Here is a 26,581-nt window from a genome sequence, read left to right on the forward strand (position 1 = left end):
ATGTCCGGATTCAATTATGAAATAATAAAGGATCCCAGGATCTTTCAGGAAAACAGACTTCCTGCCCATTCTGACCACGAATGGTACAGGGATAAGAAAAATATAGAAACCGGCAGATCCGATCTGAAGGTCACACTGAATGGAAACTGGAGGTTTCATTATGCGGGCAACCTGTCTGCGACAATAAAGGGCTTTGAAAAAAAGGATTATGACGCCAGCGGCTGGGATTATATAACTGTACCAGGCCATATACAGATGCAGGGATACGGTTGTCCACAGTATGTCAACACTCAGTATCCATGGGACGGGCTTGAGGAGATAGAGCCCGGTCAGATCCCTGAGGAGATGAACCCTGTAGGCCAGTATATAAGGAACTTTACGCTTCCTGAGTTCATGAAGGATGGTCCTGTGATCATATCCTTCCAGGGAGCAGAGAGTGCTATAGCTGTCTGGCTCAACGGAAGCTATGTAGGCTACAGCGAGGATTCCTTCACTCCGAGTGAGTTTGACCTGACACCATTCATAGATCGTGACGGAGAGAACAGATTGGCAGTTGAGGTCTACAGATTCAGCGCAGGAAGCTGGTGCGAGGATCAGGATTTCTTCAGATTCTCAGGACTTTTCCGCGAGGTATATCTATATACATATCCGCAGGTTCATATTCGTGATATGAGGATAGTTTCTGATCTCACGGACGACTACAGGGATGGAATCCTTGATATAAGTATTGAAAGCATAGGGAAAAAGGGGACGGCTCAGCTGAGTCTTTTCGATAAGGATGGAGAGGCACTTGTGAAAAAGGAGATTCCTCTTCCGTTAGGAAAAGCAAGGCTTAATATTCCGGATGTCGATCAGTGGAGCGCTGAGGATCCGTATCTGTATACCCTATATATGGAGATAAGGGACGAAAAGGGTCAGGTATGTGAATATATCTGTGAGGAGACAGGCTTCCGCCGGTTTGAGATGAAGGATAGTATAATGTGTCTCAATGGAAAGCGGATAGTCTTCAACGGCGTCGACAGACATGAGTTTTCGGCATATAAGGGACGGGCTATAGGAGAGGATGAGATCTATAAGGATCTGATCACCATGAAGAGAAACAATATAAATGCCGTCCGTACCAGTCATTATCCTAATCAGACCTTATTCTACAGGCTATGTGATGAGCTGGGACTATATGTGATAGATGAGACCAACCTGGAGTGTCACGGAGTCTGGGATCATTTAGAAAGAGGCGGGGAGGATATCTCCTATGCTCTTCCGGGAAACCGGCCTGACTACAGGGACATGGTGCTTGACCGGGCCAACAGCATGATGCGTCGTGACAGGAATCATCCGTCGATCCTTATCTGGTCTCTTGGAAACGAGTCCCTTAACGGCACGAACTTCGTCGCCATGCATGACTTCCTTAGGAAGGAGGATCCGACAAGGCTGGTGCATTATGAGGGCGTGATCCATGACGAGAGATATCCTGAGGCAACAGATATGGTAAGCGTCATGTACTGGCCTGTCGAAAAGATAGAGGAATATCTTTCAAAGCATACGGACAAGCCATTTATCTGCTGTGAGTATTCACATGCAATGGGGAACTCCTGCGGGGGCATCAATGAATATACAGAGCTTGCGAAAAGGAACAGTCTTTACCAGGGCGGTTTCATATGGGATTATATAGACCAGGCAATAGCGGCAGAGGATGCGAATGGAAAAACCTATCTCGGATACGGCGGAGATTTTGATGACCGTCCGAATGATGGAAGTTTCTCAGGCAATGGCCTCTGCTATGCAGATACGAGAGAGCCGACACCTAAGATGCAGGAGGTAAAGGCGGTTTATTCTCCTCTTGATATAAGTTTTGGAGAAGGATCCTTCCAGATAAAGAATAATAGTCTATTTACCAATACAGATAAGTATATATGCACTATCTCTCTTGAATGTGAGGGTGAGGAGCTCTTTGAACAGAGAGGAAGCGTAGAGGTAGGACCGGGAGAGAGATCCGAATTCGCTCTTCCTGACCAGCTACTTGATGTGGACAGGGAATGCGTTCTTACAGTTTCATTTACCCTGAAGGAGGATCAGGATTGGGCAAAAGCCGGGACAGAGATAGCCTTTGCCCAGAAGGTCATCGGAGACAGACAGGAGTCTGACCACAGCAGAGGAGAGATAAGAGTCATCCATGGCTGGCTTAATACAGGAGTAAAGGGTAAGGATTTCACTATCCTTTTCTCGAATCTGAACGGAGGTATGGTATCCTATAAGAAGGCAGGAGTAGAGCTGATAAAAAGGATGCCTCGTCCTAACTTCTGGAGACCCGTTACAGATAACGACAAGGGATGCATGATGCCGTGGAGAGCCGCCCAGTGGAGAAACGCCTCTGATATGTGCTATGCTGGAGATAATGGAATGGGCGAGGGCTACAAGGTCACAGAGAATAATGGTAATGTAACGGTAGAATTTACCTACCATCTTCCGACCAGTCCTTCAAAGGAGGCAAGACTTTCATATGAGGTCCATCCGGACGGAGCAGTAAGGTGCAGGCTTTATCTTGAAGCTTCTAAAGACATAGGAGAGCTCCCGGAATTCGGAGTGATGTTTGAAATGGCTTCATCTTTTTCTGACTTTACCTGGTACGGAATGGGACCATACGACACCTATATAGACAGGGAGAGTGGAGGAAGGCTTGGAGTCTTTGAGACTACAGCTTCTGACAATATGGCTTCCTATCTGAGACCGCAGGAATGCGGCAACCATACCCATGTGAGATGGGCAGAGGTAAAGGACAAAAACGGCAGGGGCTTACGCTTCGAGGGAAATGATCTGAGTCTTTCGGTCCTTCCATACAGCCCTGATATGATAGATGCCTGTGAGCATCCGAATGAGCTGCCGCAGAGCCTTTCGACCTATATAAGGGTAGATCTGGCCCAGCAGGGCATAGGAGGAGACGACAGCTGGGGAGCTCGCCCGCTGCCAAAGTACTATATTGACAACAGCAAGGCTCTCGAGCTTACATTCTGGCTTAAGGGCATTTGATTCTTAGCATCCTTTCAGATTTATGTTATAATACTACTTGTAAATTATCATATGATCTGAAAGGAGTTTTTTATGCCTGATGAGATTTTTAAGGAAGCAGCATGGTGGGAGAGCGCGGTTTTCTATCAGATATATCCGTTAGGGATGTGCGGCGCTCCATATGAAAACGACGGAGTCCTGACCCACAGACTCCTTAAGGTGCTGGACTGGATAGACCATCTGAAGAAGCTTAATGTAAATGCAGTCTACTTTTCACCCCTGTTTGAGAGCGATTCACATGGCTACAATACCAGGGATTATCATAAGGTCGATGTCAGACTTGGTACAAATGATGATCTGAAGACGGTGGTAGATGAGCTGCATAAGGCAGGCATACGTGTGATCCTTGACGGGGTATTCAACCATGTAGGCAGAGGCTTCTTCGGTTTTCTGGATGTGAAGGAGAAGAAATGGGATTCAGCCTACAAGGACTGGTTCTATCTGAATTTTGACGGCAACAGTGACTATAACGACGGCTTCTGGTATGAGGGCTGGGAGGGCGCGACCGATCTCGTAAAGCTTAATCTGCAAAATCCTGCGGTCAGTGACTATCTGATGGAGCAGGTGAAGTTCTGGATAGACGAGTTCGCAATCGACGGCCTGCGTCTTGATGTGGCATATATGCTTGACCGGGATTTCCTTAGAAGACTAAGGAGAGAGACCTCGGCATGGAAGAAGGATTTCTTCCTTGCAGGAGAGATGATCGGCGGCGATTACAATCAGATCATGAATGACGAGATGTGCCATTCGGTCACCAACTATGAGTGCCGAAAGGGTATCTACTCGGCTATCAATTCAGATAATCTCTTTGAGATCTGTCATTCCCTTCAAAGACAGTTCGGACCAGAGGACTGGTGTGTTTACAGAGGAAAGCATCTGATCTCATTCGTTGACAACCATGATGTGGCCCGTATAGCAAGCGAGCTTAATGACGAGAGAAACCTTCCTGCGGCCTATGCCTTTGTCTTCGGACAGCCGGGTATCCCTATGGTCTACTATGGCTCTGAATGGGGCATAAAGGGTGAGAAGAAGCCCGGAGATCATGAGCTTCGTCCTGCCATAGAAAGGCCTGAATGGAATGATCTTACCAGTATAATAGCAGCTATGGCAGACTCTCACAGGACATCACCAGCACTATGCTTCGGAGGCATATCGATGAGGCTGCTTGAAAACAAGCACTGCATCTTCGAGAGAGAATACAAGGGGGATCGGGTGATGGTGGCAGTGAACTTAGAGGACTGCGAATACAGAGCGCATTTCAATGCGGACGCAGGCAGGGCAAGGGATCTTATAACAGGAGAATGGCATGATTTCGGCGGAGGACTGATAATGGAGCCTCACTGCGCATACTTTCTCCATGTTGAGGATTGATTTTTTAGGAGGTAATAAATGGGAAATTACGGAGATCTGAGCAGGATTTACGGAGATGCTGCCGGAGAGGCAGAGAAGAGGTTTTTGCATCTCGATCAGGGGTTTAGGAGTGAATATGGAGACTGTGAGGGGCTTTCATACTTCACTTCTCCGGGAAGGACAGAGATCATAGGCAACCATACCGACCATAACGGAGGAAAGGTCATTGCTGGATCCATAAATCTGGATACAATAGGAGCAGCAAGGGAATCCAAAGGCAGTATAATAGAGATAGTAAGCGAAGGCTACAAAAAGGTAGAGGTCGATCTTGACTGTCTTGATCAGATCCCTAAGGAGGGAGGTACCTTAAGCCTTGTAGCAGGAATGGCAGAGGCCTGTGAGAAAATGGGTTATAGGGTATCAGGCTTTAAGGCCTACGTCACTACAAATGTGATCGCAGCTGCAGGAGTTAGTTCATCGGCTTCATTCGAGATGCTTTTCTGCTCTATGGTCAATCATTTTTTCAATCAGGATACCATCCCTGTCACAGACTATGCCAGGATAGGTCAGTACAGCGAGAATCACTTCTGGAACAAGTCATCAGGGCTTATGGATCAGATGGCCTGTGCCTATGGCGGTCCTATACTCTTAGACTTCAAGGGTGACATATCTGTCGAGCCTATTCCGTTCTCATTCAGTGAATATGGCTATGAGATGGTGATCATCAACACAGGCAAGGGTCATGCAGACCTCTCGGCAGGCTATTCCGCAATGCCGCTTGAGATGAAGGCTGTGGCCCATGAGCTGGGTGGTGAGAGGCTCTGCGATACATCGAAGGAGGAGCTTCTTGGGCACCTGAATGAGATTGACGAGAAGCTCGGGAATGACCGTGCGATACTACGTGCACTGCATTTCTTCAATGAGACAGAGCGTGTAAGGAGGATGGCAGAGGCTGTCAGAGAAAAGGACTTTGATCAGATCCTTATGCTTATGAGGCAGTCGGGGGATTCATCCTACAAGCTCCTGCAGAATATCTATACAAATGAGAACTGGAAGGAGCAGAAGATAGCACTTGCACTTGCTCTATCAGAGGAGTTCCTGGCAGGGACAGGGAAGGGAATCTGCCGTGTTCATGGCGGAGGTCTGGCAGGAGTCATACAGACTGTGCTTCCTAAGGAGGAGCTTAAGGACTATATAGGCTTTATGTCCAGGTATTTCGGAGAGGAGAATATATATCCTATGAATATAAGGCTTACAGGAGCCACGGTGATCCGATAAGAGGATAATAAAAAGGGACGCTGCAGATGCAGCGTCCTTTTTAATTGGTGTAATGGCCGTATTTATTTCGCTTTAGCATTGTGACACCGGTGTCACCGTAGACCATGTAGTTATTCTTGCCGTGGTTCTTGACCTCATAGAGGATCTTGTCGGCAGCCTGTACCAGCTCATTATATGAGTGACCTGCGTTTGGATAGATAGCTATTCCGATAGAAAGCGACGGACAGTCAGGTACGTCTGTGATACGAAGACAGCGTTCCCTGTCGGTCACCAGATCGAGTATCTTCTGGGCTATATCCCTGACCTGCTGCACATCATCTATCTCCGGTATGAAGGCTATGAACTCGTCTCCTCCGTACCGGCCCACCGTTGCTATGTCAGGACAGCCTTCTCTTATCGAATCGGCTATGTACTTAAGGATAGCGTCTCCTGCTGCATGTCCGAAGGTGTCGTTGTAGTGCTTGAAGTTATCGACATCAAGGAACATAAGAGCACAGTCATGGAAGGCTGAGAGAGCTAAGGATTCGTTTACTGTATGACGAACCACATCCCTGTGGTAGAGTTGGGTCAGCGCATCCATATCACGTTCGTTTTCGATCTTTCGTCTGGTCAGGATATCTGCGAACTTGATCTGCATCATATATGGACACAGATAAAGTGAGATCATATTGAACAGGATCACATTCACAGTGTCAGTGAGGAAGAGCTCTGTAGGCTTGAATGCATATGAGAAGATCAGCATCAGGATAGAAGCACCGCCTGATATAATAAACAGATGCCATGGCACATCGGTAAATGCGACTACAAAGATGATCAGACATGCTATAAACGATACCGATGGCAGCTTGGTCGTCACCATGCCGTCAATCAGAAGAAGCCCAAACAGGAAGAGGGAGGAAAAGGTGTAGACCACTCCCAGCGCTGTCTTGGCTCTCTTCTCGGGGATCCCGAGTGATATGAAAACTATGATCCCGATAGCCCCTGTGAAGAACATATCAAGGACAAAGCCCAGATTATTTCCATGCATTGATGCCGAAAAGAGACCGTCCATGAAGAACAGCAGCATACCGAGGAGGGAGATCCTATTTACGGTACGGAGGTTCGTGATGTCGGTTTCCTTTCGGGCCTCTTCATATATATCCTTATCTATTGACCCATACAGAATGAACTTCTGAAGGGATATAACCTTTTTTTGCATAACAACCCCTGGATCATTTCCTGCAAAACTTAAGAGTTTCCTTCCATATATTTTACCATATTTTAAGCAGGTGTAAAGCAAAAAACAAAAGACTGTGGTAAAATAAATCTTATGAATATGCTTGATGGAACAAAACGCACGATAATCTATATAAAAAGAAACATGGGCGCCATAATGCGCTTTGAGATAATATACAAGCTGATCACCTTTGTGATCTTTTTCCCTCTTCTGGAAAAGACAGAGAGACTGTCCTTAAGGCTGGCCGGAGTTTATTATCTGAGCAACTTCAATCTGAGGCTTGTGCTCAAGTCTCCCTTCGTCTGGATCATGTTTGTTCTGGTACTGCTTGCAGTGGCTGTAATGATCTCCGTAGAGTTCTTCGGACTCTCCTATGCGGCTTGCGCCTCCTATCATGACAAAAGGATAAGCGCCCGCGCCATGCTGATATGTGGTGTCAGAAAGTGCGGGGTCATTTTCCACCCCTATAACTGGCTTTTTCTTTTCTACGTATTCCTGATCCTTCCTGTCGCTGATCTCTACGAGGTCTTTACCGCAGCAAGCAATTTTTCAGTACCTGGCTATCTGATAGAGAGGCTTACAAGAGATGACCGCTATTATCCTTATATTTATACTGCAATAGTGATCCTGGCTTTTATGACTTTCTGCCTTATCTATGTGATCCCGCTTATGATGGTAAAGAACCAGCGCTTTCTCATGGCGGCAAGGACCAGTATATCATACACATTAGGGAGGATGCCAAGGATACTGATCAGGGCAGCCATCTGGTTTGCCATGATAGCAGGAGTATTCGCCGGAGCCTATTGCGTACTGCTTCTTATAGTAAAGCTTGTGGTCATGTGGCTTGAGCCGTCGATGGCTGATACTGTCCTTAAGAATCCGGGGGTCACGCTTGTGTGTCAGTCGATAGTTCTGCTGATTTTTACCTGGTTTATCACCCCTCTAATACTGACAAGAATACAGACCGGCTTTTATATGCTTTCTGAGGATAAGGGGGATAAGACAGGCCCCTTTGACGAGAAGGCGGGAAAGGCCGCCGATAATATCTTCCTCCGGGTCATGGTATTTGCTCTAATCGCTGTCTGCCTCTTCTTCTTCGTGCCGGAGAGATACGGACAGCTAAAGACAGCCCTTCTGTATGGTGGAAGGGATACCATGATAATGGCCCACAGGGGGGATTCAGCAGACGCTCCTGAGAACACCATCCCGGCCTTCAGAAAGGCCATAGAAAACGGAGCTGACGCCGCAGAGCTTGATGTCCAGCTGACAAGAGACGGGACAGTTATCGTCCTCCATGATCCGTCACTTAAACGAACGGCAGGTCTTGATAAAAAGGTCTGGCAGGTGACATATGATCAGATCAAGGATCTCGACAACGGAAGCTTCTACAGCGATACCTACCAGTTCACAAGGATACCGACCTTAGATCAGGTGCTCAAGGTCTGCAAGGGTAAGCTGTATCTGAACATAGAGATCAAAAGGACTGGCCATGACAGCGGTATTGTAGAAAAGACTCTTGAGATAATAGAGGCTAACCAGTATGAAAACGACTGTGACATCACCTCGTTCGACTATGCAACCCTTTCCCAGGTCAAGAGACTAAATCCAAAGATCTATACGGTCTACACTACTACTGTCGGAGGAGGCGCTCTGGCAAGACTTAAGGATGCCAATGCCTTCTCTGTCGATTCCAACTTCGTGACACCGGGCTTCGTGCAGTACATGAAGAAAAAGAATAAGGGTATCTTTGTCTGGACCGTAAACAGTGGAGTCACAATGAACCGGATGATCGATATGAATGTAGACGCGATAATAACTGACAATGTGCGTCTGGCCGGTACAGCCCGCAGGCGCAATAAGGGAGTAGTCGGGGCTATGAGGAGGATACAGAGGGTGTTGTTGGCGTTCTAAAGGTGTGAGGTGAGAGGTGTGAGGTGAGAGGTGAGAGGTGAGAGGTGTGAGGTACTTATAGGAGAAGATTATGCGTGATAATAAGGTAGATATGGAAGAATTTCAAAGTATCTTAACTGGCTCTGATGATCAGAAGGCCGTGGGTAAAGAAAAAAGCTCTGATTCCTCAGACCTCGCACCTCACACCTCGCACCTAGGCTCTGATTCCTCGGACCTCGGACCTCGGACCTCGTACCTAGGCTCTGATTCCTCGGACCTCGGACCTCGGACCTCGTACCTAGGCTCTGATTCCTCGGACCTCGCACCTCGTACCTAGGCTCTGATTCCTCAGACCTCGGACCTCACACCTCGCACCTAGGCTCTGATTCCTCGGACCTCGCACCTCGCACCTCGTACCTAGGCTCTGATTCCTCGGACCTCGGACCTCGGACCTCGTACCTAGGCTCTGATTCCTCGGACCTCGGACCTCGCACCTCGTACCTAGGCTCTGATTCCTCGGACCTCGCACCTCACACCTCGCACCTAGACTCTGATTCCTCGGACCTCGGACCTCGCACCTCGGACCTAGGCTCTGATACCTCAGACCTCGGACCTCGGACCTCGTACCTAGGCTCTGATTCCTCGGACCTCGGACCTCGCACCTTGTACCTCCTCTTCCTCCTCCCCCTCTACTACCTTCACCAGGGTTACTTCGATACTATCCTTGCCAAGACCAGGGCTTTCTATCTGGCTTTTATTATCATTACAGCTGTTTTTGCAGTATATGTGCTCATAAGCAGGATAAAGGGAGCAGGGATCGTGCGGGAGTATATGGGAGGGGTGGTTTCCTGCTATCTGATATTTGTCCTGGCATATCTTTTATCTGCCCTTCTGTCGGAAGATATAGGAGCAGCCATGAGCGGAGGAGATGGGTGGAATGTCGGAGCTCTGGCATATCTGGCCGGCTTTATCCTATGTCTTGAGATAAGATGGCTGTCTCCTTCACCTGACCGGGTGGCTGGTCTGATCCTGGTCGGAGGACTTCCATTCTTTATAATAGCAGTTCTGCACGGGGCAGGGCTTGATGTTTTTTCACTCCATAAGGAGCTTCTGGCCGAGGAAAGGTTCAACTACATCTCCACAGCAGGAAATGTGGATGCCTTTGCCGGCATAGTGAGTCTTTTCGCGCCGTTATATGCCGCTTCCTTCCTAAGGACCCGGAAAGCAGTTTATCTTGCAGGGCTTTTTGCAGCTGTCAGCGGATTATCATTTGCAGGAGTAGACAGCGGCTTTATAGGATTATTCGGAGGGCTTATTGCCATACTTCTGATGGAAAAAGAACTACTTCTGAGGCAGGTAAATGAGATCATGATGACTATATCTGCTTCGGTCCTTTTTTCAGAGATGATCCAGAAAGTCTCATCAGATGCCTTCCCTATTCAGAAGCAGATCTCTTTCATGCTGGACAGATACAGGATAGCCCTTATTGTCTTTATTATTACGGTCCTTGCAGAGCTTCTTATAAGAAAACGTTTCAGCGAAAAGAAGTTTCCACGGTCCTGGGCATATATAATGGTCGCTGCTATCCTTGTGACAGCCCTGACCATATTTCTGACAGGGCTTGCCAGATCAGAAAACCTGGGAAATGGCCGGATACGGATCTGGAAAAGGGCACTTATGGTATTTTCAGAGGGAGGCCCTGTAAGGAAGCTCATAGGCACAGGAGCTGACAGGTTCGGTGATTTCACATCAGGACTTACGGTAGGAGGCAGGACTGTCGCGAACTGTCATTGCTCACTTCTGCAGCACTTAGTCTGCGGAGGCCTTGTAACCGGGGCAGCCTATATCTCGCTTGTCACGGCCTGCCTGGTAAGGACGCTCCGGGGCAGAAGGGCATCGGTCTTCTTCTATGGCCTGTGCGGTTACTTCCTCCAGTCCCAGCTCAACAACCCTCATAACATGCTGCTTGGGTTTGTGAGCTTGTTTCTGGGGATGATATGATGATATCTAATAAAAATACTTGTTCTTTAGATATGTATCTGTCAATGAAAGGACTTTATCCACATGGAAAAATGATTCCATATTTTTATAAATCATATTGTCAAAAAGCTATATTTTTGCTATAATAATGCCTAAAAAAGGACGATATAACGCTATGAATCTATCAGATGAGATTATACTTATAAGAAAAAAAGGACTCTATACTCAAATGGAGTTTGCTGAACGCATTGGAGTATCGTTTTCAACAGTAAACCGTTGGGAAACGGGAAAAATGATCCCTAATGTATCAACCATGAAAAGGCTTAAGTCATACTGTAATGCATTACATATTGATTTTGACAATGTTGAAAAAGCATGGTTAGAAAAACATTCTGATCATGACATAAGAAATGGGAATAATATATAGAGTGATATGCTAATAACAGAGTTATAAACGGCACAACAGATTTGGATAGTCTTATAAAAGTTCCTGAACTATAAAATGTTAATGCTTAAACTATAGGAAGGTGACTATATGCCATACGCAGTAGATTTATTTTGTGGAGCTGGAGGATGCTCAGAAGGTTTAATTCAGGCGGGGTTTCATATCCTGTTTAGTTCTGATATCAGTGACATGGTTGAGGTGACGTATAAATATCGTCATAAACAGTTAGGTCTTATTCAGGGACGGAATACCTGGTTTGAAAGAGCTGATATTAGAGACCTACATGGTGATTTCATTAATAAGAAGATTAGTGAACTTGAAATGTTTCACGATAAAGAAGTACCTCAAATCGATTTAATGATTGGTGGACCAAGTTGTCAGGGATTTTCAAGAGCTGGGAAACGAGATAAAGAAGACCCGAGAAATCTGCTGTTTGGAGAATATGTCAGAGTGATTAATGAAGTAAAACCTAAATACATTGTATTGGAAAATGTAGAAGGTTTTATGGATATGCAGTTTTTTGGGTATAAGGGATTAGATTTGTACGATGAAAATGGTAATCTTATTGAGGAGGGATCACTGTATCCGGATGGCTCTGTTACACCTACAATTTTAAGGTCTGAATTGAATAGGATAGGCTATGATACTTTGGAACCTAGAGTTCTTAATGCTGCAGATTATGGCGTTCCGCAAAGAAGGAATCGCGTGATTTTTATAGGATTTCGAAGAGAGCTTCCTGCACCATCGTATCCGAAACCTACGGTTGAACCTAAAAATAGGCTTACTTTAAAGGATGCAATAAGCGATCTAGTATATGATACGAGAATAAAAAGCAAAGTAAGTCATACACTATCTGATTACCAAAAGGAAAGTAGAGCAGGAAGAACACCGTCATTAATTACAGGGAAACCTATTCCTTGTGACAGAATGGATCTTCAGAACCTTGAATTACCAAACTCCACAGACATTGTTTTGGAGAGATTTGATTTATTCAACGAGGGTGAGACAGGGACAATGCTTAGAAAACGTATCAAAGAGCAAGGGATCGATATCAGAGGAAAGGATGCTTTGATAAAGCTTTGTTGCGATAAGCTAAGAATGCAGTCTGATGATGTCATAGATCTATTTATGCATGCGAATGCGCCGGATGATGCTATAGATGTTTTATTAACTAAAAAAAACATTAGACAAAGATTGGATTCCAATGAGCCTTCGCCAACTGTAGTTACGCTTCCTGACGACTATATAAATCCTTGGGAAGATAGAACATTAAGCGTTAGAGAAATGGCAAGATGTCAATCATTTGATGATTCTTTTGAGTTTTTGGGAAAGAGAACAACTGGTGGATTAAAACGTAGGACAGAGGTTCCACAATGCACTCAGGTTGGAAACGCGGTACCACCACTCTTAGCAAAAGCAGTTGCATTAGAAATTATTAAAGTGCTGTAAATCAAGGGTAATCCATGTGATGTGGATTACCCTTTTGAATTTTATAAGAAATACTTATAGCTTTACTCGCTCGATTTCACCAAATAAGTAGGTCCTTGCAGTTGGCTTGATTCGCCATGCGTTCCCATGGTTCTTTCCGGAATATGGACCTGTTTTTGTGGTGTATCCACGCCAATCATAAGTAATTATACCCTCTTTAATTAGAGAGAGGAATGTTGTGAACTGTGGTTCTCTGGAAAATTCGATTTCGTCGTATTTGAATTGACCCATTCCATTAATCTCTCTGCTTTCAGCTTTTACCCATAATGTTGATGGATGCTTTAAATATAATTGCTGTCTTAAGTCATTAAAAGACCAGTATGCAGCCACCTCACGGTTACCAGTCTTTGGATCTGTCCAGATGATATTTACGCGTTTAGCTTCATCATTAACATTAAGATAAAAACCCTGATTATTATGAGGTGCTTCTATTGAACCAATAGTGATATACAAGCTATTATACCCAGAATGAGCATCTGAATCATAGCCATATAATCTAGTAAATGCGGAGACCCTATATCTATCTTTAGGTTCATAATCTGCAACTCTCGTTCCTTCGAATCGTGGCCTTAAAGTAAAAAGGGTGTCTAAGGTTCCGCTGCTACCTTTTGATTTTATCTCTATTAAGCCCTGACAATCAGCATCGGTACGGTTATTAGTAGTGATACCAAGTAGAAATTCCAAAGTATCTCCAACGTCCTTCGGATCAATATGACCGGGACCTTTTGAATTATCAATAAAACCGCTATTAACAATTTTCTGAAGGCGAGGCCGGATTTTATAGAACAGATTAGTAATTGCATCTACTCCAATAGCATTTAATAGATCGTTCTCCGAAGGAATATTGTGCGTGAGATTGATTAAGTAGATTAATGGGTAGCCTGTTGACTGTCTATAGACAGAAATATAAAGGAGATCACCTTCATTAATTTCGCCTTTTTCCATTCTTTGTTTTATTGTTTCAATTGAAAAACGCCTATCACTTCGATCATTGGCAACTTTATAAAACTTGAGTTTAACCGATTCTGTTTTGCCATCCTGAATGAAGAGTGCATCATAGGAAATGCCATGACTGCCACCATTCTCTAACTGATCATAATCAACAAGCTCCCAGTCGAACAGCAGATCTCTTAGAATTCCATTAGCATCCAGATTATTCTTATCAATCATAGTATGTGTCAAGCGAATTAATGCATAGTCTTCGTTTCTAAAACGACGTATCATATTGATTACATTTGCTTCATCTGAATATGGTGTAAAAATCATATTACTTCGTCCTTTCTTGTTGTGCGTGAAAATAAACTGTACATATCAGTGTCAACCATATATGACATGGCATATAGCGTCTTAATCGTTGGGTTAAATGCTTTACGGTTAATGATTCTACTGATTGTTTCAGTTCGGATATCAGTTGCTGCGTATAATTCTATCTGTTTAATCTGTCTGCTTCTCACTTCCCTTTTGAAGTTTTCGATAAAAACTAGTAGATAGTCATCGTCTTTGAAGACGTTGGAACGATTGCTCTTATCATATGCTGAGTTATTGATATAGTTTCTTGAAAATAGATCAGGAAAAGATACATCCAATTTCTTTGCGAGGTTTAGAGCGGTGATATATTCGATGTTTTGCTCACCATACTCTAATGCTGAAAGGCAACCACGGTCATATTTTATAGATGCTGCTAAATCTGAAATGGTATATCCTAGCCTTTCACGTGATTTTCTAATATTAGTGCCAAAAACCAATAGAATTTCAGTCGGGATAAACTCAGTATCCATGTTTCCTCCTTTATATTTACATTATACTCTTATCTCCCCAACAATATATGATATATAACCATCAATTTAACGGGTAATAGATAAAGGCGGAATATTACTGATCTTTGCCTTATATTTCAATCGACAAACGTAATTTAGAGTCTTTGTAAGTGGTATCGGCTGAGCTTCCATCACTTAACTGGCTTCCTGCAGACAGGCAGCTTATTGAGAAGCTTGTGGCAGAGGGAATAAAATGATTTGACGCTGCAGATTTTTTGTTCTATAATCTTCCAATGAATAATTATGCAGTTATGCCGTTTGGGATGCGGCATATGGAAAGGATTTTTTATGAAGAAGATTATGGCATTAGTTCTTGCAGCAACAATGGCTCTGTCAATGGCAGCATGTGGATCGAAGGGAGGAAAGTCTGCCAAGTCGGATGATGCTGTGGCAGCGATAAAGAAGGCTGGAAAGATCACGATGGTCACAAACGCAGAGTTCCGTCCGTTCGAGTACAAGGACGGCAACAAGGTCATAGGAATAGATGCTGATCTGGCCCAGGCAGTAGCAGATGACCTTGGAGTGAAGCTTGAGATAACGGATATAGCATTTGATTCCTGCATACCGGCGCTTAAGGCAGGCAAGGCTGATTTCTGCATGGCAGGAATGTCAGTCACAGAGGACAGAAAGAAGAACGCTGATTTTACGAATACATATTTCAATGCCTCACAGGTTATACTGGTAAAGAAGGGCAATACAGATATCTCTAAGCCGAAGGATCTTGACGGCAAGGTGGTAGGAGTGCAGCAGGGTACTACAGGTGATACCTATTGCACCAACGAGGATGGAAAGAATGACATTTCTGTCAAGGAGGTCAAGAGATATCAGAAGTTTGTGGATGCGGTTTCTGATCTGATCGCAGGAAGGATAGATGCGGTTGTACTCGATGATTATCCGGCTAAACAGTTTCTCAAGGATAACGAGGGAAAGATCGAAAAGGTCTCAGACAACCTGACTACTGAGGAGTATGCAGCAGCAGTACCAAAGGGATCGAATCTGGCTGGTGAGATCAATAAGGTAATAAAGAAATTAAGCGACAGCGGCGAGATGAATCAGATCATTGACAAATATACATCTGATTCGGCTCAGTAAGGAGAATTCATGGGATATAATCTCTTAGAGCATCTCTATGAGGATTTCATAGAGAAGGACCGGTATATGTATATAGTATCCGGTCTCGGGAATACTCTTCTGATCACTGTTTTCGCACTGATAATAGGAGTGGCGCTTGGCATCATAACCTCAATGATAAAGGTTACCTACAATCAGGGCAGCAGGGGGCCTCTGATGAAGGTCCTGAATCTGATCGTCGGCATTTACCTGACGGTCATCCGAGGGACCCCTACTGTGGTACAGCTTCTCATTTCCTATTTCATTATCCTTCAGAATGTGGATAATGGGATAATAATTGCGATAATTGCCTTTGGAATAAATTCAGGAGCTTATGTATCAGAGGTCTTCAGAAGCGGTATCCAGTCGGTTGATAAAGGACAGACAGAGGCCGGGAGATCACTCGGACTTTCATGGTCACAGACCATGAGAAGGATAGTGCTTCCTCAGGCTGTAAGAAACGTCGCCCCTGCTATCTTCAACGAGTTTATTACGCTTCTGAAGGAGACCTCGGTCGCAGGATACGTAGGGATCCAGGATCTGACCAAGGCAGGAGATATAATCCGTTCTGTGACTTTTGATCCGTATCCACCGCTGCTTCTGGTAGCGCTTATCTATCTGGTGCTTGTTATAGCGATGACACAGGTTCTCCACGTGCTTGAACGACGCGTGGCCAGAAGGGAGGCCAGATAATGATAAGGGTAAGTGGACTGAAAAAGACATTTAATACAGTAAAGGGTCCCTTAGAGGTGCTGAAGGGCATAGATGCTGAGGTAAAGGACAAGGAAAAGGTCGCTATAATAGGTCCGTCAGGATCTGGTAAAAGTACCTTCCTTAGGTGTCTGAACCTGCTTGAGACCCCGACCGAGGGAGAGATCATCTTTGACGGAGTAGATATCACCTCTAAAGGAACTGATATAGATGCAGTTCGTTCTCAGATGGGCATGGTCTTCCAGCATTTCAATCTTTTTCCCCATCTGTCAGTCAGGGAAAATATAACCTTAGCTCCGGTGCTTCTTAAGAAGATGACCCAGCAGGAGGCCGATGAAAAGGCTCTGTCACTGCTTAAAAGGGTAGGGCTCGAGTCAAAGATCGATGCATATCCAAGACAGCTTTCGGGGGGCCAGCAGCAGAGGATAGCCATTGTTCGCTCTCTTGCCATGAACCCGAAGATGATGCTTTTCGATGAGCCGACATCCGCTCTTGATCCTGAGATGATAGGCGAGGTCCTTGACGTTATGAAGGAGGTAGCGTCAGAAGGGATGACTATGGCTGTCGTGACTCATGAGATGTCATTCGCCAGAGAGGTGGCCGACAGGGTCTTCTTTGTGGCAGATGGAAGGATACTTGAGCAGGGAAGTCCGGAGAAGGTTTTCGATCACCCTGAAAATGACAGGCTGAAGGAATTCCTTTCAAAGATACTCTAGGTGCTTTCAAAATGGAATATATAGTGAAGAGGATCCTCGAGCCGCCCTACGGCTGCGAGGAAAGGCCTGATGATTATGTAGCCATGGATAAGGTCATAATAGCAGATAGTGAGGGGCAGGAGACCACGATCGATGTGGCTGATGATGAGCTCTATCAGAAGGATATCAATGAAGGGGATCAGATAGATATTGACCAGAATGGTATCATAGCCAGACTATGACAGAGAACCGCTTCTCTTTGTGGAGAGGCGGTATTTTTTTGACCAGTAAAGTTGCACAAAAATTGCTCTCTAATTTTGTCAGTTTCTTCCAATTTACAAACAAGTGTTAGGCATAGAATAATTTATTCGACAGATATGAGAACGTTCTCACAAATATTCAAAGGCAATGAGCTCAGCCTTTGTATATTTTTTTGAATAATATGAGAACGATTTCATAAACCCGTTTTTATGGAGGAAAAACAATGGACTACAGGAAGTCAGCACAGGGAGTGCTCGATCATATAGGGGGCTCTGGAAATATAGTATCGGCTGCACATTGCGCGACAAGGCTGCGTCTCGTGATCGCCGACAACAGCAAGGTGGATAAGGAAGCGATTGAGTCTGTAGACGGAGTCAAGGGTTGCTTCGAGGCAAGCGGACAGCTCCAGGTCATCTTTGGCACAGGAATAGTAAATCATGTCTATGACGAGTTTATAGACCTGGCTCATATAGAGGGCAGCACCAAGGAGGATGTCAAGGCCGCTGCTGCAGAAAAGCAGAACTGGTTTCTTAGAGCCATAAAGACACTCGGGGATATCTTCGTTCCTATCATTCCGGCTATTGTGGCCAGTGGTCTTTTGAACGGACTTCTGGGTGGCCTTTCAAGCGCCTTCCCAGCTATAGCCAAAAGCGATACCTACAATATCATCAATCTTTTTGCAGGAGCAGCCCTTTCCATGCTTCCTATACTTATAGCTATAAGTGCAGCGAAGAAGTTCGGAGGCAATCAGTTCCTTGCAGCAGTTATCGGATTCATAATGATCCATCCAAGCCTTATCAATGCATGGAGCGTAGCAGGTCTTGAGGAAGCAGGCAAGCATATCCCTACATTGAGCGTATGGTTTGGTGCCTGGCATGTAGATCAGGTTGGCTATCAGGGACATGTAATACCGGTCATCATTGCCATATTCCTTATGAGCAAGCTGGAGAAATGGCTGCACAAGCATGTTCCGGCCATGTTTGACCTCTTTGTCACACCGCTGGTCTCAGTGCTTGTCACAGGATATCTCACACTTACGATCATAGGACCTGTCTTCTCGATGGTAGAGTCATGGGTCCTTCACGGAGCACAGGCTCTTATCGGACTTCCATTCGGAATCGGCGGTATCCTGATCGGCGGTCTCTATGCTATCACAGTAGTAGCAGGACTTCATCATATGTACAATATGATAGAAGCTGAAATGTGTTCACTTGCAGTACCAAAGAACACCTGGATGCCAATAGCTACAGCAGCTAACGTGGGACAGGGTGCAGCAGCGCTTGCAGTTGCTGTAAAGACAAAGGACAAGAAGATCAAGTCAATGGCAGCTCCTTCATCTCTTTCGGCATTCTTAGGGATCACAGAGCCGGCTATCTTCGGTGTCAATATCAGATTCATGAAGCCATTCATAGCAGGCTGCATAGGAGGTGCTGCAGGCGGATTTGTAGCAGCTATATCAGGCGTTTATGCGACAGCTTATGGCATAACAGGACTTTTCGGATTCCTTATCACGACACAGTCAGTTGTCATGTATGCGGTTACAATGGCAGTGGCCTTCATAGTAGCATTTATCTGCTCCTATGTGATGTACAAGGATCCTGTAAAGGAGGAAAAGGCAGAAGACAAAAAGGATGAGGCAGCTGAGCAGGCAGGGGATCAGGAGATCGCATCTCCAGTTGCCGGTGAGATAATTCCATTAAACCAGGTCCCGGACGAGACCTTCGCTTCGGGAGTTCTGGGCCAGGGAGCTGCAGTTGAGCCGTCAGAGGGAAAAGTATATGCACCTGCAGACGGCACGGTAACGACCTTTTTCCCGACAAAGCATGCTATCGGGATCACCACGGATGCGGGAGCTGAGCTTCTGATCCATGTGGGACTTAACACAGTTGAGCTGAATGGACAGTTCTTTGAGGGAAAAGTTAATGAAGGAGATCGTGTGAAAAAGGGAGATCTGCTCCTGACATTTGATATGGCCTCTATCAGGAAGGCCGGATACAAGCTGGTGACTCCTGTGCTTGTCACGAATCCTGATATGTATAAGGAGATCTCCCCGGCAAGGGAAGGACTGATTAAGCAGGGGGAGCCTCTGATCACAGCAAGAGTATAATATAAGACTTCCCACAGATCTGGTCGTCCTCGCAAGCAGAAAGGCAAAGGCTCTGACATGAAAGAAACAGCAGAGGGAAAATACAGACACAGGTTTCATATAAAGCCTCCTAAAGGCTGGCTTAATGACCCGAACGGGACCTGTTATTTCAATGGACAGTATCATATATTTTTTCAATACTCTCCTAACAGCCCGGAAGGAGCTGGAGGGAGATTCTGGGGCCACTGTGTGTCCAAAGATCTGGCCCACTTCACATTTGTGGACACGCCTATTGTCACTGATACAAGCTGGGACAGTGACGGAGCCTATTCAGGCGGGGCCTATACAGGTGATGGGATTCTGGAGATCTATTATACCGGCAATGTAAAGCATGCCGGCAACTATGATTACATTAACGAAGGCAGAGATCACAATGTGATAAGGGTCGACTTCGCTGACGGGATCCATCCCGGCCCAAAGCAGCTTATTCTTACAAATGCTGACTATCCGTCTGATCTGTCCTGCCATGTCAGGGACCCAAAGGTGTTCAAGGAAGACGACTGTTTCTATATGCTTCTTGGCATGAGAAGCCGTTCCTCAAAGGGCGGGCTTCTTCTCCTGAGGTCTGTTGACAGACTGCACTGGGAGAGCGAAAAGGAGATATATCCTGAGGATGATTTCGGATATATGCTCGAATGTCCTGATTTTTTCGACATTGACGGATCGACAGTCGTCTCCTTCTGCCCCCAGGGCATGAAGCACGAGACAGACAGATTCCAGAATACCTATGAGTCTGGCTACTGTCTGTCGGATCATAAGATAGCTGCCACAGACCTGGATCAGCTTGTTAGCATAGACAACTTCCGCGAATGGGATATGGGCTTTGATTTCTATGCTCCCCAGACCTTTAAGGCGCCTGACGGAAGACGCATCCTGATCGGATGGGCGGGAGTTCCGGACAGCGGATATGGCAATGACCCTGCTATAGCGGAGGGATGGCAGCATTCGCTTACCCTGCCAAGAGAGATAAGCGTAAGGAACGGGATCCTTTATACCTATCCTGTAAAGGAGCTCGAGAAGCGACGCGAGAGAAAGGTGCTTGGCTTTGGCTTAGTGAATAAGGCAGCAGGCGAACAGAACATCTTAGGTTCTGAGCTTACAGGAGGTGCCTGGGATCTTGAGATCAGTACAGCGGATATAGAAAACGGTCTGATCCTTTCATTAAATGACGATCTGAAGCTCTGGAAGGATAAAGACTGCCTGACTCTTGGCTTTACCTCAGATGCAGGCTGCGGGAGATCAGAGCGAAGGGCAAGACTGCTTAATGGCAGGGTAGAGCGCCTTCGCCTGGTATTTGACAGAAGCCTGCTTGAAATCTATGTAAATCTCGGAGAAATAGTCTTTACGACCAGATACTACCCGTCAGATCCTGACAGGATCATGGTATTCCTTCGCAGCGTGATCAGTGCGGAGGGGTGGAGGATTGTTTAGGTGAGAGGTCTAAACATTAACTATTTGCCCAGCGAATCTTTACTTGAAAAAAATATAGGACTGTCGTAAAATAAAAAGACAGGTAGATCACATGGTCGCTGGCGCTTTTGCGCGAGAGGAAAGTCCGGGCTTCACAGGGCAGGATGCCGGTTAACGGCCGGCGGAGGCAACTCCAGGGACAGTGCAACAGAAATATACCGCCTGCTTTGCAGGTAAGGGTGGAAAGGCGGTGTAAGAGACCACCGTTCCTCTGGTAACAGGGGAAGCCATGTAAACCCCATCCGAAGCAAGACCGCATAGGGAGATAAGGTGGCCCGTCTCTCCCAGGTAGGTCGCTCGAGGCTGCTGGCGACAGCAGCTCTGGATAGATGGCCATGCAACGACATAACCCGGCTTATCGATCTGCCTGTTTTTTTGAGGTGAGAGGTGTGAGGTCAGAGGTCAGAGGTGAGAGGTGTGAGGTCAGAGGGGATAGGTACAAAAATCACTCAGCCAGAAAAATCAGCAAATCCTAAAGATTTCTTGTTATCACATGACAGCAGTTGCCTGAAAAAGGTCAGACTGACTCCTTTCAATAATTTCCCGGATTATATGGTAAGCAGATTCTGATGAAAATATGGTTACGATGATCTGGAATCCGGTTTCTTAAAGCATAGAGACATAAATGTGGCATCAGTTGTTTTTGATAAAGATGAGGGATTTTTATGCTAAAAACGGGATTCCTGAAAAAAGCAGATTTTATAGGTGAAAATTATGCTGCTAAGTTAGAAATGAATAGAGGTCTGCAGCAGGGTATCAGGATCTCTTTATATAAATGGTATCAATATCGTTTATTCTGCCACAAATCTTGACAAAGAGGCCAGAAATGCTGTGATGACTTCATTAGAGGGAATCAATATAAAAAAGTGTATATCAGTTGTTTATATTGACCCCGAAAAAGCAAAGTCCGATGAACCCTATAAGAAATTATATAATATGGCTGTGAAGCTCCATAATAACCCTGTGGAAAAAGGAGAAGGATGGGATGAAATACTGGTTATAGGGACAGATCCGATCAGGGATTTATCTCTGGATCAGGGGTTAGGCCCTGCTCCTTATCGACCCTCTCACCCTCACCTGATACTCATACCTTACCTCACTTACAGGCTCATTTTCATCCCTGATACGGGAGAGAAGGATATGGGCGGCTGATTCGCCTGCCTGCTCGAAGCATAGATGGACTGTGGTAAGAGCAGGGTAGAGGACTGTGGAGACTGTGCTGTCACCGAACCCGGAGATCTGGATATCATCAGGTATAGTAAGGCCGGCATTACGGATGGCGCGGTAGGCGCCGGAGGCTATCGTGTCGGTGACGCATAGAAGAGTATCTATACCGGGGTGCCTTGACAGAAGCTCCCTTGCTGCATCCTCGCCGGACTGTGCAGTAAAGCCGCTTATTGCTATGTGATCTTTTTTTATTTCGATATCACTTTCTCTGAAAGCGTCGGTAAAGCCCTTAAGACGTTTCTTCCCGACGGCCTCATCGGAAGGAGTGACGGATATGACAGCCGTTTCACCGGCGGTAGGGGCGATGCAGCGGCCAAGCTCAAGGGCAGCCTGATAATCATCAGAATAGACGCAGGAGAAACCCTTTTCATATTGGGAGAGGATAACGACCGGGACTAAAAGCCCGCTTAGAAGCTTGCGGTGGGCAGCTGTGAAGATAGTCCCGAAAAGTATAATACCATCGACATTATTTTCCTGGAAAAGAGACAGATATTCGAGCTCCTTTTTCTCATCGTTTTCAGTGCAGGCCAGAAGAAGCTGGTATCCCTCACTGGCAAGGGTCCTGCTGATACCGTCGGCCATACGGGAGATCGAATCAGAGTTAAGCTTCGGGATGATCACACCTATGAAATTGGTATGGCGGGATCTTAGAAGCTGGGCGGAAACTGAAGGCTTGTAGCCGGTGCTCTCGATCACAGCGGCAATAGCAGCGCGCTTTTCATCGCTTACATATCCGTCATGAAGATATCTGGAAACAGTAGCCCGTGATACACCGGCCATTTTTGCAATCTCATTTATAGTCATAAAAAACCTCTGGTAAAGTTGATATACCTTGATTATACATTCCTGAGAACGATTTCACAAGATGCAGTTGAAAGAAAACTAATGATGATTTGGCATTCGGTACTTGCCGTTAAGGGGGCATCTTGGTAAAATAATAATGTAGTCGATGTCAGTTGAAAAGGAGGCAGCCATGCTTATTACAGATATGATAGATACCGGTAATGGATCTTCGCAGGGGATCATGATGAAAGGTCCGGGCGGAGAAGGACATCCGAATATGATAGTGATACAGTGCAAAAGAGGATATCTGATGTGCGGATATCTGAATCTTGAGGCAGCAGAGAAGTTTAAGGATGCTGCAGTGCTGGTGGGTGGAGCAGATTTTGACGAGGTCCTTGGGAATCCTGTCAAGGGAATGACCACTGCAGCAAGAGAGCTCGGGATCACAGATGGCATGACCGGATACGATGCAGCAGCCATCCTGAACCGATGAGCAGCCATTACAGGCGGCAGAACCGCCGCCATGAGCCTCTCTACAGGAGCTTTGGATACGCGATAAGCGGTATAGGACAGTGCATCCGTGACGAGAGAAATATCAGGATTCATCTGGTCTTTACAGCACTGGTGGTTGTCGGAGGGATCGTGCTTCATATATCACTGCAGGAATGGATAGTATGTCTTATACTGTTCGGACTGGTGATAAGCCTTGAGCTTGTCAATACGGCAGTGGAGAGCACGGTGGATCTTGTCACAGAGGAGAGGCATCCGCTGGCAAAGAAGGCAAAGGATACAGCCGCAGGAGCAGTCCTGGTATCGGCAGTATTTGCGGCAGTGATAGGACTTTTGATCTTTGTTCCAAAGATCATGGACTTTTTTAAATGATACAGGAGGTAAATGAAATGTCAGAAGAAGGGATCATTACAGGAGCAGTAAAGAAGGTTTTTCTCGCCGGAGTCGGGGCGGCGGCTGTGACAGCTGATAAGAGCGCTGAGCTTTTCTCGGGACTTGTCGAGAAGGGAGCCACCACAGTAGAGCGCGGAAGAGAGATGAACCGCGAGCTTAAGCACAACGCAAAGCAGAAGGCTAAGGAGAGAAAGGAAAAGGCAAAGGATTATGCGGAGTCGGATAATCCGATCGGAGATCTGAACGCTATCCTTGCCGGAATGACAGCAGAGCAGCTAGATGCTCTTGGGGAGAGAATAGATGAGGCAAAGGAAAAGGCATTCGGGAGGGAAAAGGAAGCCGGGGAAGACGAAGAAAAGAAGGACTGATGAAGGACGATACATCAAGGCTTAGAGAGATCACAGCTGTTCTTCACAGATACCATATCACACGAGGAGTGACGCCTGAGAAGCTGAGACAGATACTTGAGGACCTGGGCCCTACATATGTGAAGCTGGGACAGATCATGTCACTTCATTCGGATATACTCCCGAAGGCATATTGCAATGAGCTTATGAAGCTGACCTCAGAAGTAAAGCCCATGCTTTTTGGCGAGGTCGAAAAGATCCTCAATGAATCCTATGGCAAGGACTGGAAGGAGGTATTTGGCTCGATAGATGAGGAGCCGATTGGCTCGGCTTCTATCGCCCAGGTCCACAGGGCGGTGCTTCGCGATGGAAGCCCAGTGATAATAAAGGTCAGACGGCGCGGTATAGCAACGACTATGAAGCGGGACATAGAGCTTCTGCATAAGGCAGTAAGGGTACTGCCGGCAGCAGTTCCAAGGCTCAGAGGAATAGTGGATCTCGATATGGTCCTGGACGAGCTCTGGTCGGTGGCAAAGGAGGAGATGGACTTTACCAGAGAGGCAGCCAATATGGAGGAGTTCGCTGAGAAGAACGAGGGGATCGCCTATATTGCCGTGCCAAAGCTCTATAAAGAATATACCACCCATCATGTACTGGTGATGGAGTATATAGATGGCTTTGCTATAAATGATAAGGCCGCGCTTTCAGATCGTGGCTATGATCTGACGGAGATAGGCAGGAAGTTCGCCAACAGCTTCATAAAGCAGGTGATGGACGACGGCTTTTTCCATGCGGATCCCCATCCCGGCAATGTAAAGATCCGCGAGGGTAAGATCGTCTGGCTTGATATGGGCATGATGGGCCGTCTCGATGATAGGGACCGCAGGATAATGATCCGCGGAGTCGAGGCTATAGCCATGCATGATATATCAAGAGTCACAGACGCGGTACTGGATCTCGGTGTCTTCTGGTCAAAGCCTGACAGGGATTCACTCTATGATGATATCAGGGATTTCCTTCAGCGCTATCAGTCAAAGGGTATGGGAGACATAGATCTGGCTGTGGCGATGAGCGACATGATGGATATCATGAAGGAAAATCATATGAGTATGCCACATGGCATGACTATGCTTGCAAGAGGCCTTACCCAGGTCGAGGGAGTGCTCGCTTACATTAGTCCTGAGGTCAATATGATGGAGATAGCCTATCAGAGGCTTATCGAGGAGAGACTTAAGGAGCCGGATATAAAGGGAGAGCTTGGCCATATAGGAAGAAAGCTGTGGCGGATGAGCGTAAACGGCTCGGAGATCCCTTCTCTTACCTCAGAGATCATGAAGGAGTATCTGCGTGGAAAGGGTCAGATGACCCTTGACCTTAAGCCCACTGATTCGCTCACGGCAGTGATCGACCGGGCAGTAAGAAATCTCGTGATTGGCCTGTGTATACTTGGACTTCTGGTCGGATCAAGTATAATATGTGCTACTGATCTCAGACCGAAGATACTTGGGATCCCCTTTCTTGGCTTTATAGGCTTTTTTATTGCAGTAAGCGCGATAATCTATTTCACATCCAGATACTTCATCAGGAAGATCATAAGGAGACGAAGGAACCGTCCGAGGAAAGGACGCTACAGGAACAGCATCGGAGGTAGGATCAGATGAGAGTCAGGCTTGTGGTAGCCTATGACGGAACGGATTACTGTGGATGGCAGGTTCAGTCAAACGGGATCACGGTTCAGGAGGAGTTGAACAGGGCGCTTTCTGACCTGTTCGGCAGACAGACAGAGACTATAGGGGCCAGTAGGACTGATTCCGGAGTCCATGCCCTGGGCAATGTAGCAGTCTTTGATACCGATTCGCGTATGCCGGCAGAAAAAATAGCCTATGCCTTAAACGAGCGCCTTCCAAAGGATATAGTGGTACAGAGCTCAAAGCAGGTGGCAGATGATTTCCATCCCAGATTTGCAAAGACCAGGAAGGTCTATGAATACCGGATCCTAAACCGGACCTTTCCGGATCCGCTCCTTTCCAGATATTCCTACTTTTTTCACAGGAAACTCGATGCAGAGCTAATGGACCGTGAGGCCTCCTGTCTGGTCGGTGAGTATGATTTCACAAGCTTTGCCTCTGTGAAGTCGCAGACAAACAGCTTCGTAAGGACTATCTATGCCCTGAATGTGAGGCGGTCGGATGACGGTATGATCACTATCCATGTGGAGGGCAACGGCTTCCTCTATAACATGGTCCGGATAATTGCCGGTTCACTCATAATGGTAGGGAGCGGCCAGAGGCAGGAGGGCTTCATAGCAGGGGCCCTTGCCGCAAGGGACAGGGAGGCAGCAGGCCCGACAGCTCCGCCACAGGGACTTATCCTTGTGCGCATAGACTATTAGATTGGA

Annotated in this window: 22 protein-coding genes and 1 other RNA gene; 19 read left to right on the plus strand and 4 right to left on the minus strand. The window is 46.2% G+C overall.

Translation table 11 applies throughout. The features are described from left to right. The 3 genes from ACTNCK_RS09375 to ACTNCK_RS09385 all read left to right on the plus strand — a co-directional run bounded on the left by ACTNCK_RS09375 (nt 1) and on the right by ACTNCK_RS09385 (nt 5,694). Nucleotides 1-3,027, plus strand: a complete 3,027-nt coding sequence (locus ACTNCK_RS09375; protein ID WP_441082261.1) for a glycoside hydrolase family 2 TIM barrel-domain containing protein — start codon at nt 1-3, stop codon at nt 3,025-3,027. A 72-nt stretch (nt 3,028-3,099) separates the two neighbouring features. Next, complete coding sequence (locus tag ACTNCK_RS09380; protein ID WP_441082262.1) at nt 3,100-4,437, plus strand: alpha-amylase family glycosyl hydrolase; 1,338 nt, start codon at nt 3,100-3,102, stop codon at nt 4,435-4,437. Nucleotides 4,438-4,455: 18 nt separating this feature from the next. Next, nucleotides 4,456-5,694 carry a galactokinase gene (locus ACTNCK_RS09385; protein ID WP_441082263.1) on the plus strand — a complete coding sequence of 413 codons (1,239 nt, stop codon included), beginning with the start codon at nt 4,456-4,458 and terminating at the stop codon, nt 5,692-5,694. A 40-nt stretch (nt 5,695-5,734) separates the two neighbouring features. Here ACTNCK_RS09385 and ACTNCK_RS09390 read toward each other — a convergent pair whose 3' ends face one another. After that, nucleotides 5,735-6,892 (minus strand): GGDEF domain-containing protein, encoded by a 1,158-nt coding sequence (locus ACTNCK_RS09390; RefSeq protein ID WP_441082265.1) that lies wholly within the window; start codon nt 6,890-6,892, stop codon nt 5,735-5,737. Between the two features lie 111 nt (nt 6,893-7,003). Here ACTNCK_RS09390 and ACTNCK_RS09395 point away from each other — a divergent pair, with 111 nt between their 5' ends. From ACTNCK_RS09395 to ACTNCK_RS09410, 4 genes are all read left to right on the plus strand, one after another. After that, nucleotides 7,004-8,821, plus strand: a complete 1,818-nt coding sequence (locus ACTNCK_RS09395; protein WP_441082266.1) for a glycerophosphodiester phosphodiesterase family protein — start codon at nt 7,004-7,006, stop codon at nt 8,819-8,821. 642 nt (nt 8,822-9,463) lie between these two features. After that, a complete protein-coding gene (locus ACTNCK_RS09400; RefSeq protein ID WP_441082267.1) occupies nt 9,464-10,801 on the plus strand; it encodes a hypothetical protein in 1,338 nt (445 codons plus the stop codon). 154 nt (nt 10,802-10,955) lie between these two features. Beyond that, on the plus strand, nt 10,956-11,207 hold the full coding sequence (locus ACTNCK_RS09405; protein WP_441082269.1) for a helix-turn-helix domain-containing protein: 252 nt from the start codon (nt 10,956-10,958) through the stop codon (nt 11,205-11,207). Between the two features lie 108 nt (nt 11,208-11,315). After that, entirely contained in the window at nt 11,316-12,674 is a 1,359-nt protein-coding gene (locus ACTNCK_RS09410; protein WP_441082270.1) for a DNA cytosine methyltransferase, read from the plus strand. A 54-nt stretch (nt 12,675-12,728) separates the two neighbouring features. On the opposite strand, the gene ACTNCK_RS09415 is transcribed toward ACTNCK_RS09410, so the two are convergent. Both ACTNCK_RS09415 and ACTNCK_RS09420 read right to left on the minus strand, forming a co-directional pair. After that, entirely contained in the window at nt 12,729-13,979 is a 1,251-nt protein-coding gene (locus ACTNCK_RS09415; RefSeq protein WP_441082272.1) for an MvaI/BcnI family restriction endonuclease, read from the minus strand. After that, nucleotides 13,976-14,491, minus strand: coding sequence for a helix-turn-helix domain-containing protein (locus ACTNCK_RS09420; RefSeq protein WP_441082274.1), 516 nt, complete (start codon nt 14,489-14,491; stop codon nt 13,976-13,978). Before ACTNCK_RS09420 ends, ACTNCK_RS09415 begins: the two co-directional genes overlap by 4 nt. 327 nt (nt 14,492-14,818) lie before the next feature. Here ACTNCK_RS09420 and ACTNCK_RS09425 point away from each other — a divergent pair, with 327 nt between their 5' ends. The 7 genes from ACTNCK_RS09425 to rnpB all read left to right on the plus strand — a co-directional run bounded on the left by ACTNCK_RS09425 (nt 14,819) and on the right by rnpB (nt 21,297). Next, nucleotides 14,819-15,622, plus strand: a complete 804-nt coding sequence (locus tag ACTNCK_RS09425; RefSeq protein WP_441082276.1) for a transporter substrate-binding domain-containing protein — start codon at nt 14,819-14,821, stop codon at nt 15,620-15,622. Between the two features lie 9 nt (nt 15,623-15,631). After that, the gene (locus ACTNCK_RS09430) at nt 15,632-16,333 is read left to right on the plus strand and encodes an amino acid ABC transporter permease (RefSeq protein WP_441082278.1); all 702 of its coding nucleotides are present in this window, start codon (nt 15,632-15,634) and stop codon (nt 16,331-16,333) included. Continuing rightward, nucleotides 16,333-17,067 (plus strand): amino acid ABC transporter ATP-binding protein, encoded by a 735-nt coding sequence (locus ACTNCK_RS09435; RefSeq protein WP_441082279.1) that lies wholly within the window; start codon nt 16,333-16,335, stop codon nt 17,065-17,067. The genes ACTNCK_RS09430 and ACTNCK_RS09435 overlap by 1 nt, the downstream gene beginning before the upstream one ends. A gap of 11 nt (nt 17,068-17,078) precedes the next feature. Further along, a complete protein-coding gene (locus ACTNCK_RS09440; RefSeq protein WP_441082281.1) occupies nt 17,079-17,288 on the plus strand; it encodes a hypothetical protein in 210 nt (69 codons plus the stop codon). 242 nt (nt 17,289-17,530) lie between these two features. Then, a complete protein-coding gene (locus ACTNCK_RS09445; RefSeq protein WP_441082283.1) occupies nt 17,531-19,414 on the plus strand; it encodes a glucose PTS transporter subunit IIA in 1,884 nt (627 codons plus the stop codon). A gap of 57 nt (nt 19,415-19,471) precedes the next feature. Beyond that, nucleotides 19,472-20,884 carry a sucrose-6-phosphate hydrolase gene (locus ACTNCK_RS09450; protein WP_441082285.1) on the plus strand — a complete coding sequence of 471 codons (1,413 nt, stop codon included), beginning with the start codon at nt 19,472-19,474 and terminating at the stop codon, nt 20,882-20,884. Nucleotides 20,885-20,963: 79 nt separating this feature from the next. Then, nucleotides 20,964-21,297: RNase P RNA component class A (gene rnpB, locus ACTNCK_RS09455), an RNA gene on the plus strand. Between the two features lie 667 nt (nt 21,298-21,964). Here rnpB and ACTNCK_RS09460 read toward each other — a convergent pair. Next, nucleotides 21,965-22,954, minus strand: a complete 990-nt coding sequence (locus ACTNCK_RS09460) for a LacI family DNA-binding transcriptional regulator (protein ID WP_441082287.1) — start codon at nt 22,952-22,954, stop codon at nt 21,965-21,967. A 145-nt stretch (nt 22,955-23,099) separates the two neighbouring features. On the opposite strand from ACTNCK_RS09460, the gene ACTNCK_RS09465 reads away from it, so the two are divergent. Genes ACTNCK_RS09465 through truA form a run of 5 tightly spaced genes read left to right on the plus strand, consistent with a single transcriptional unit; the run spans nt 23,100 to nt 26,575 of the window. Next, on the plus strand, nt 23,100-23,426 hold the full coding sequence (locus ACTNCK_RS09465) for a DUF1805 domain-containing protein (RefSeq protein WP_441082288.1): 327 nt from the start codon (nt 23,100-23,102) through the stop codon (nt 23,424-23,426). Next, nucleotides 23,423-23,815 carry a diacylglycerol kinase family protein gene (locus ACTNCK_RS09470; protein WP_441082290.1) on the plus strand — a complete coding sequence of 131 codons (393 nt, stop codon included), beginning with the start codon at nt 23,423-23,425 and terminating at the stop codon, nt 23,813-23,815. Before ACTNCK_RS09465 ends, ACTNCK_RS09470 begins: the two co-directional genes overlap by 4 nt. A 17-nt stretch (nt 23,816-23,832) precedes the next feature. Next, the gene (locus ACTNCK_RS09475) at nt 23,833-24,204 is read left to right on the plus strand and encodes a hypothetical protein (protein WP_441082292.1); all 372 of its coding nucleotides are present in this window, start codon (nt 23,833-23,835) and stop codon (nt 24,202-24,204) included. Continuing rightward, entirely contained in the window at nt 24,204-25,844 is a 1,641-nt protein-coding gene (locus ACTNCK_RS09480) for an ABC1 kinase family protein (RefSeq protein ID WP_441082294.1), read from the plus strand. Before ACTNCK_RS09475 ends, ACTNCK_RS09480 begins: the two co-directional genes overlap by 1 nt. Next, nucleotides 25,841-26,575: a tRNA pseudouridine(38-40) synthase TruA gene (gene truA / locus ACTNCK_RS09485; protein WP_441082296.1), complete on the plus strand. Its 735-nt coding sequence runs from the start codon at nt 25,841-25,843 to the stop codon at nt 26,573-26,575. The genes ACTNCK_RS09480 and truA overlap by 4 nt, the downstream gene beginning before the upstream one ends. Nucleotides 26,576-26,581: the final 6 nt, after the last annotated feature.

This window comes from Candidatus Weimeria sp. HCP3S3_B5 (assembly GCF_052064335.1).
GTDB lineage: Bacteria > Bacillota > Clostridia > Lachnospirales > Lachnospiraceae > Weimeria.

What these genes read in the sequence shown, in the direction of transcription:
- ACTNCK_RS09375 (WP_441082261.1), top strand. Translation starts at nt 1, where the DNA reads ATGTCCGGATTCAATTATGAAATAATAAAGGATCCCAGGATCTTTCAG.
- ACTNCK_RS09380 (WP_441082262.1), top strand. Translation starts at nt 3,100, where the DNA reads ATGCCTGATGAGATTTTTAAGGAAGCAGCATGGTGGGAGAGCGCGGTT.
- ACTNCK_RS09385 (WP_441082263.1), top strand. Translation starts at nt 4,456, where the DNA reads ATGGGAAATTACGGAGATCTGAGCAGGATTTACGGAGATGCTGCCGGA.
- ACTNCK_RS09390 (WP_441082265.1), bottom strand. Translation starts at nt 6,892, where the DNA reads ATGCAAAAAAAGGTTATATCCCTTCAGAAGTTCATTCTGTATGGGTCA.
- ACTNCK_RS09395 (WP_441082266.1), top strand. Translation starts at nt 7,004, where the DNA reads ATGAATATGCTTGATGGAACAAAACGCACGATAATCTATATAAAAAGA.
- ACTNCK_RS09405 (WP_441082269.1), top strand. Translation starts at nt 10,956, where the DNA reads ATGAATCTATCAGATGAGATTATACTTATAAGAAAAAAAGGACTCTAT.
- ACTNCK_RS09410 (WP_441082270.1), top strand. Translation starts at nt 11,316, where the DNA reads ATGCCATACGCAGTAGATTTATTTTGTGGAGCTGGAGGATGCTCAGAA.
- ACTNCK_RS09415 (WP_441082272.1), bottom strand. Translation starts at nt 13,979, where the DNA reads ATGATTTTTACACCATATTCAGATGAAGCAAATGTAATCAATATGATA.
- ACTNCK_RS09420 (WP_441082274.1), bottom strand. Translation starts at nt 14,491, where the DNA reads ATGGATACTGAGTTTATCCCGACTGAAATTCTATTGGTTTTTGGCACT.
- ACTNCK_RS09425 (WP_441082276.1), top strand. Translation starts at nt 14,819, where the DNA reads ATGAAGAAGATTATGGCATTAGTTCTTGCAGCAACAATGGCTCTGTCA.
- ACTNCK_RS09430 (WP_441082278.1), top strand. Translation starts at nt 15,632, where the DNA reads ATGGGATATAATCTCTTAGAGCATCTCTATGAGGATTTCATAGAGAAG.
- ACTNCK_RS09435 (WP_441082279.1), top strand. Translation starts at nt 16,333, where the DNA reads ATGATAAGGGTAAGTGGACTGAAAAAGACATTTAATACAGTAAAGGGT.
- ACTNCK_RS09440 (WP_441082281.1), top strand. Translation starts at nt 17,079, where the DNA reads ATGGAATATATAGTGAAGAGGATCCTCGAGCCGCCCTACGGCTGCGAG.
- ACTNCK_RS09445 (WP_441082283.1), top strand. Translation starts at nt 17,531, where the DNA reads ATGGACTACAGGAAGTCAGCACAGGGAGTGCTCGATCATATAGGGGGC.
- ACTNCK_RS09450 (WP_441082285.1), top strand. Translation starts at nt 19,472, where the DNA reads ATGAAAGAAACAGCAGAGGGAAAATACAGACACAGGTTTCATATAAAG.
- ACTNCK_RS09460 (WP_441082287.1), bottom strand. Translation starts at nt 22,954, where the DNA reads ATGACTATAAATGAGATTGCAAAAATGGCCGGTGTATCACGGGCTACT.
- ACTNCK_RS09465 (WP_441082288.1), top strand. Translation starts at nt 23,100, where the DNA reads ATGTCAGTTGAAAAGGAGGCAGCCATGCTTATTACAGATATGATAGAT.
- ACTNCK_RS09470 (WP_441082290.1), top strand. Translation starts at nt 23,423, where the DNA reads ATGAGCAGCCATTACAGGCGGCAGAACCGCCGCCATGAGCCTCTCTAC.
- ACTNCK_RS09475 (WP_441082292.1), top strand. Translation starts at nt 23,833, where the DNA reads ATGTCAGAAGAAGGGATCATTACAGGAGCAGTAAAGAAGGTTTTTCTC.
- ACTNCK_RS09480 (WP_441082294.1), top strand. Translation starts at nt 24,204, where the DNA reads ATGAAGGACGATACATCAAGGCTTAGAGAGATCACAGCTGTTCTTCAC.
- truA (WP_441082296.1), top strand. Translation starts at nt 25,841, where the DNA reads ATGAGAGTCAGGCTTGTGGTAGCCTATGACGGAACGGATTACTGTGGA.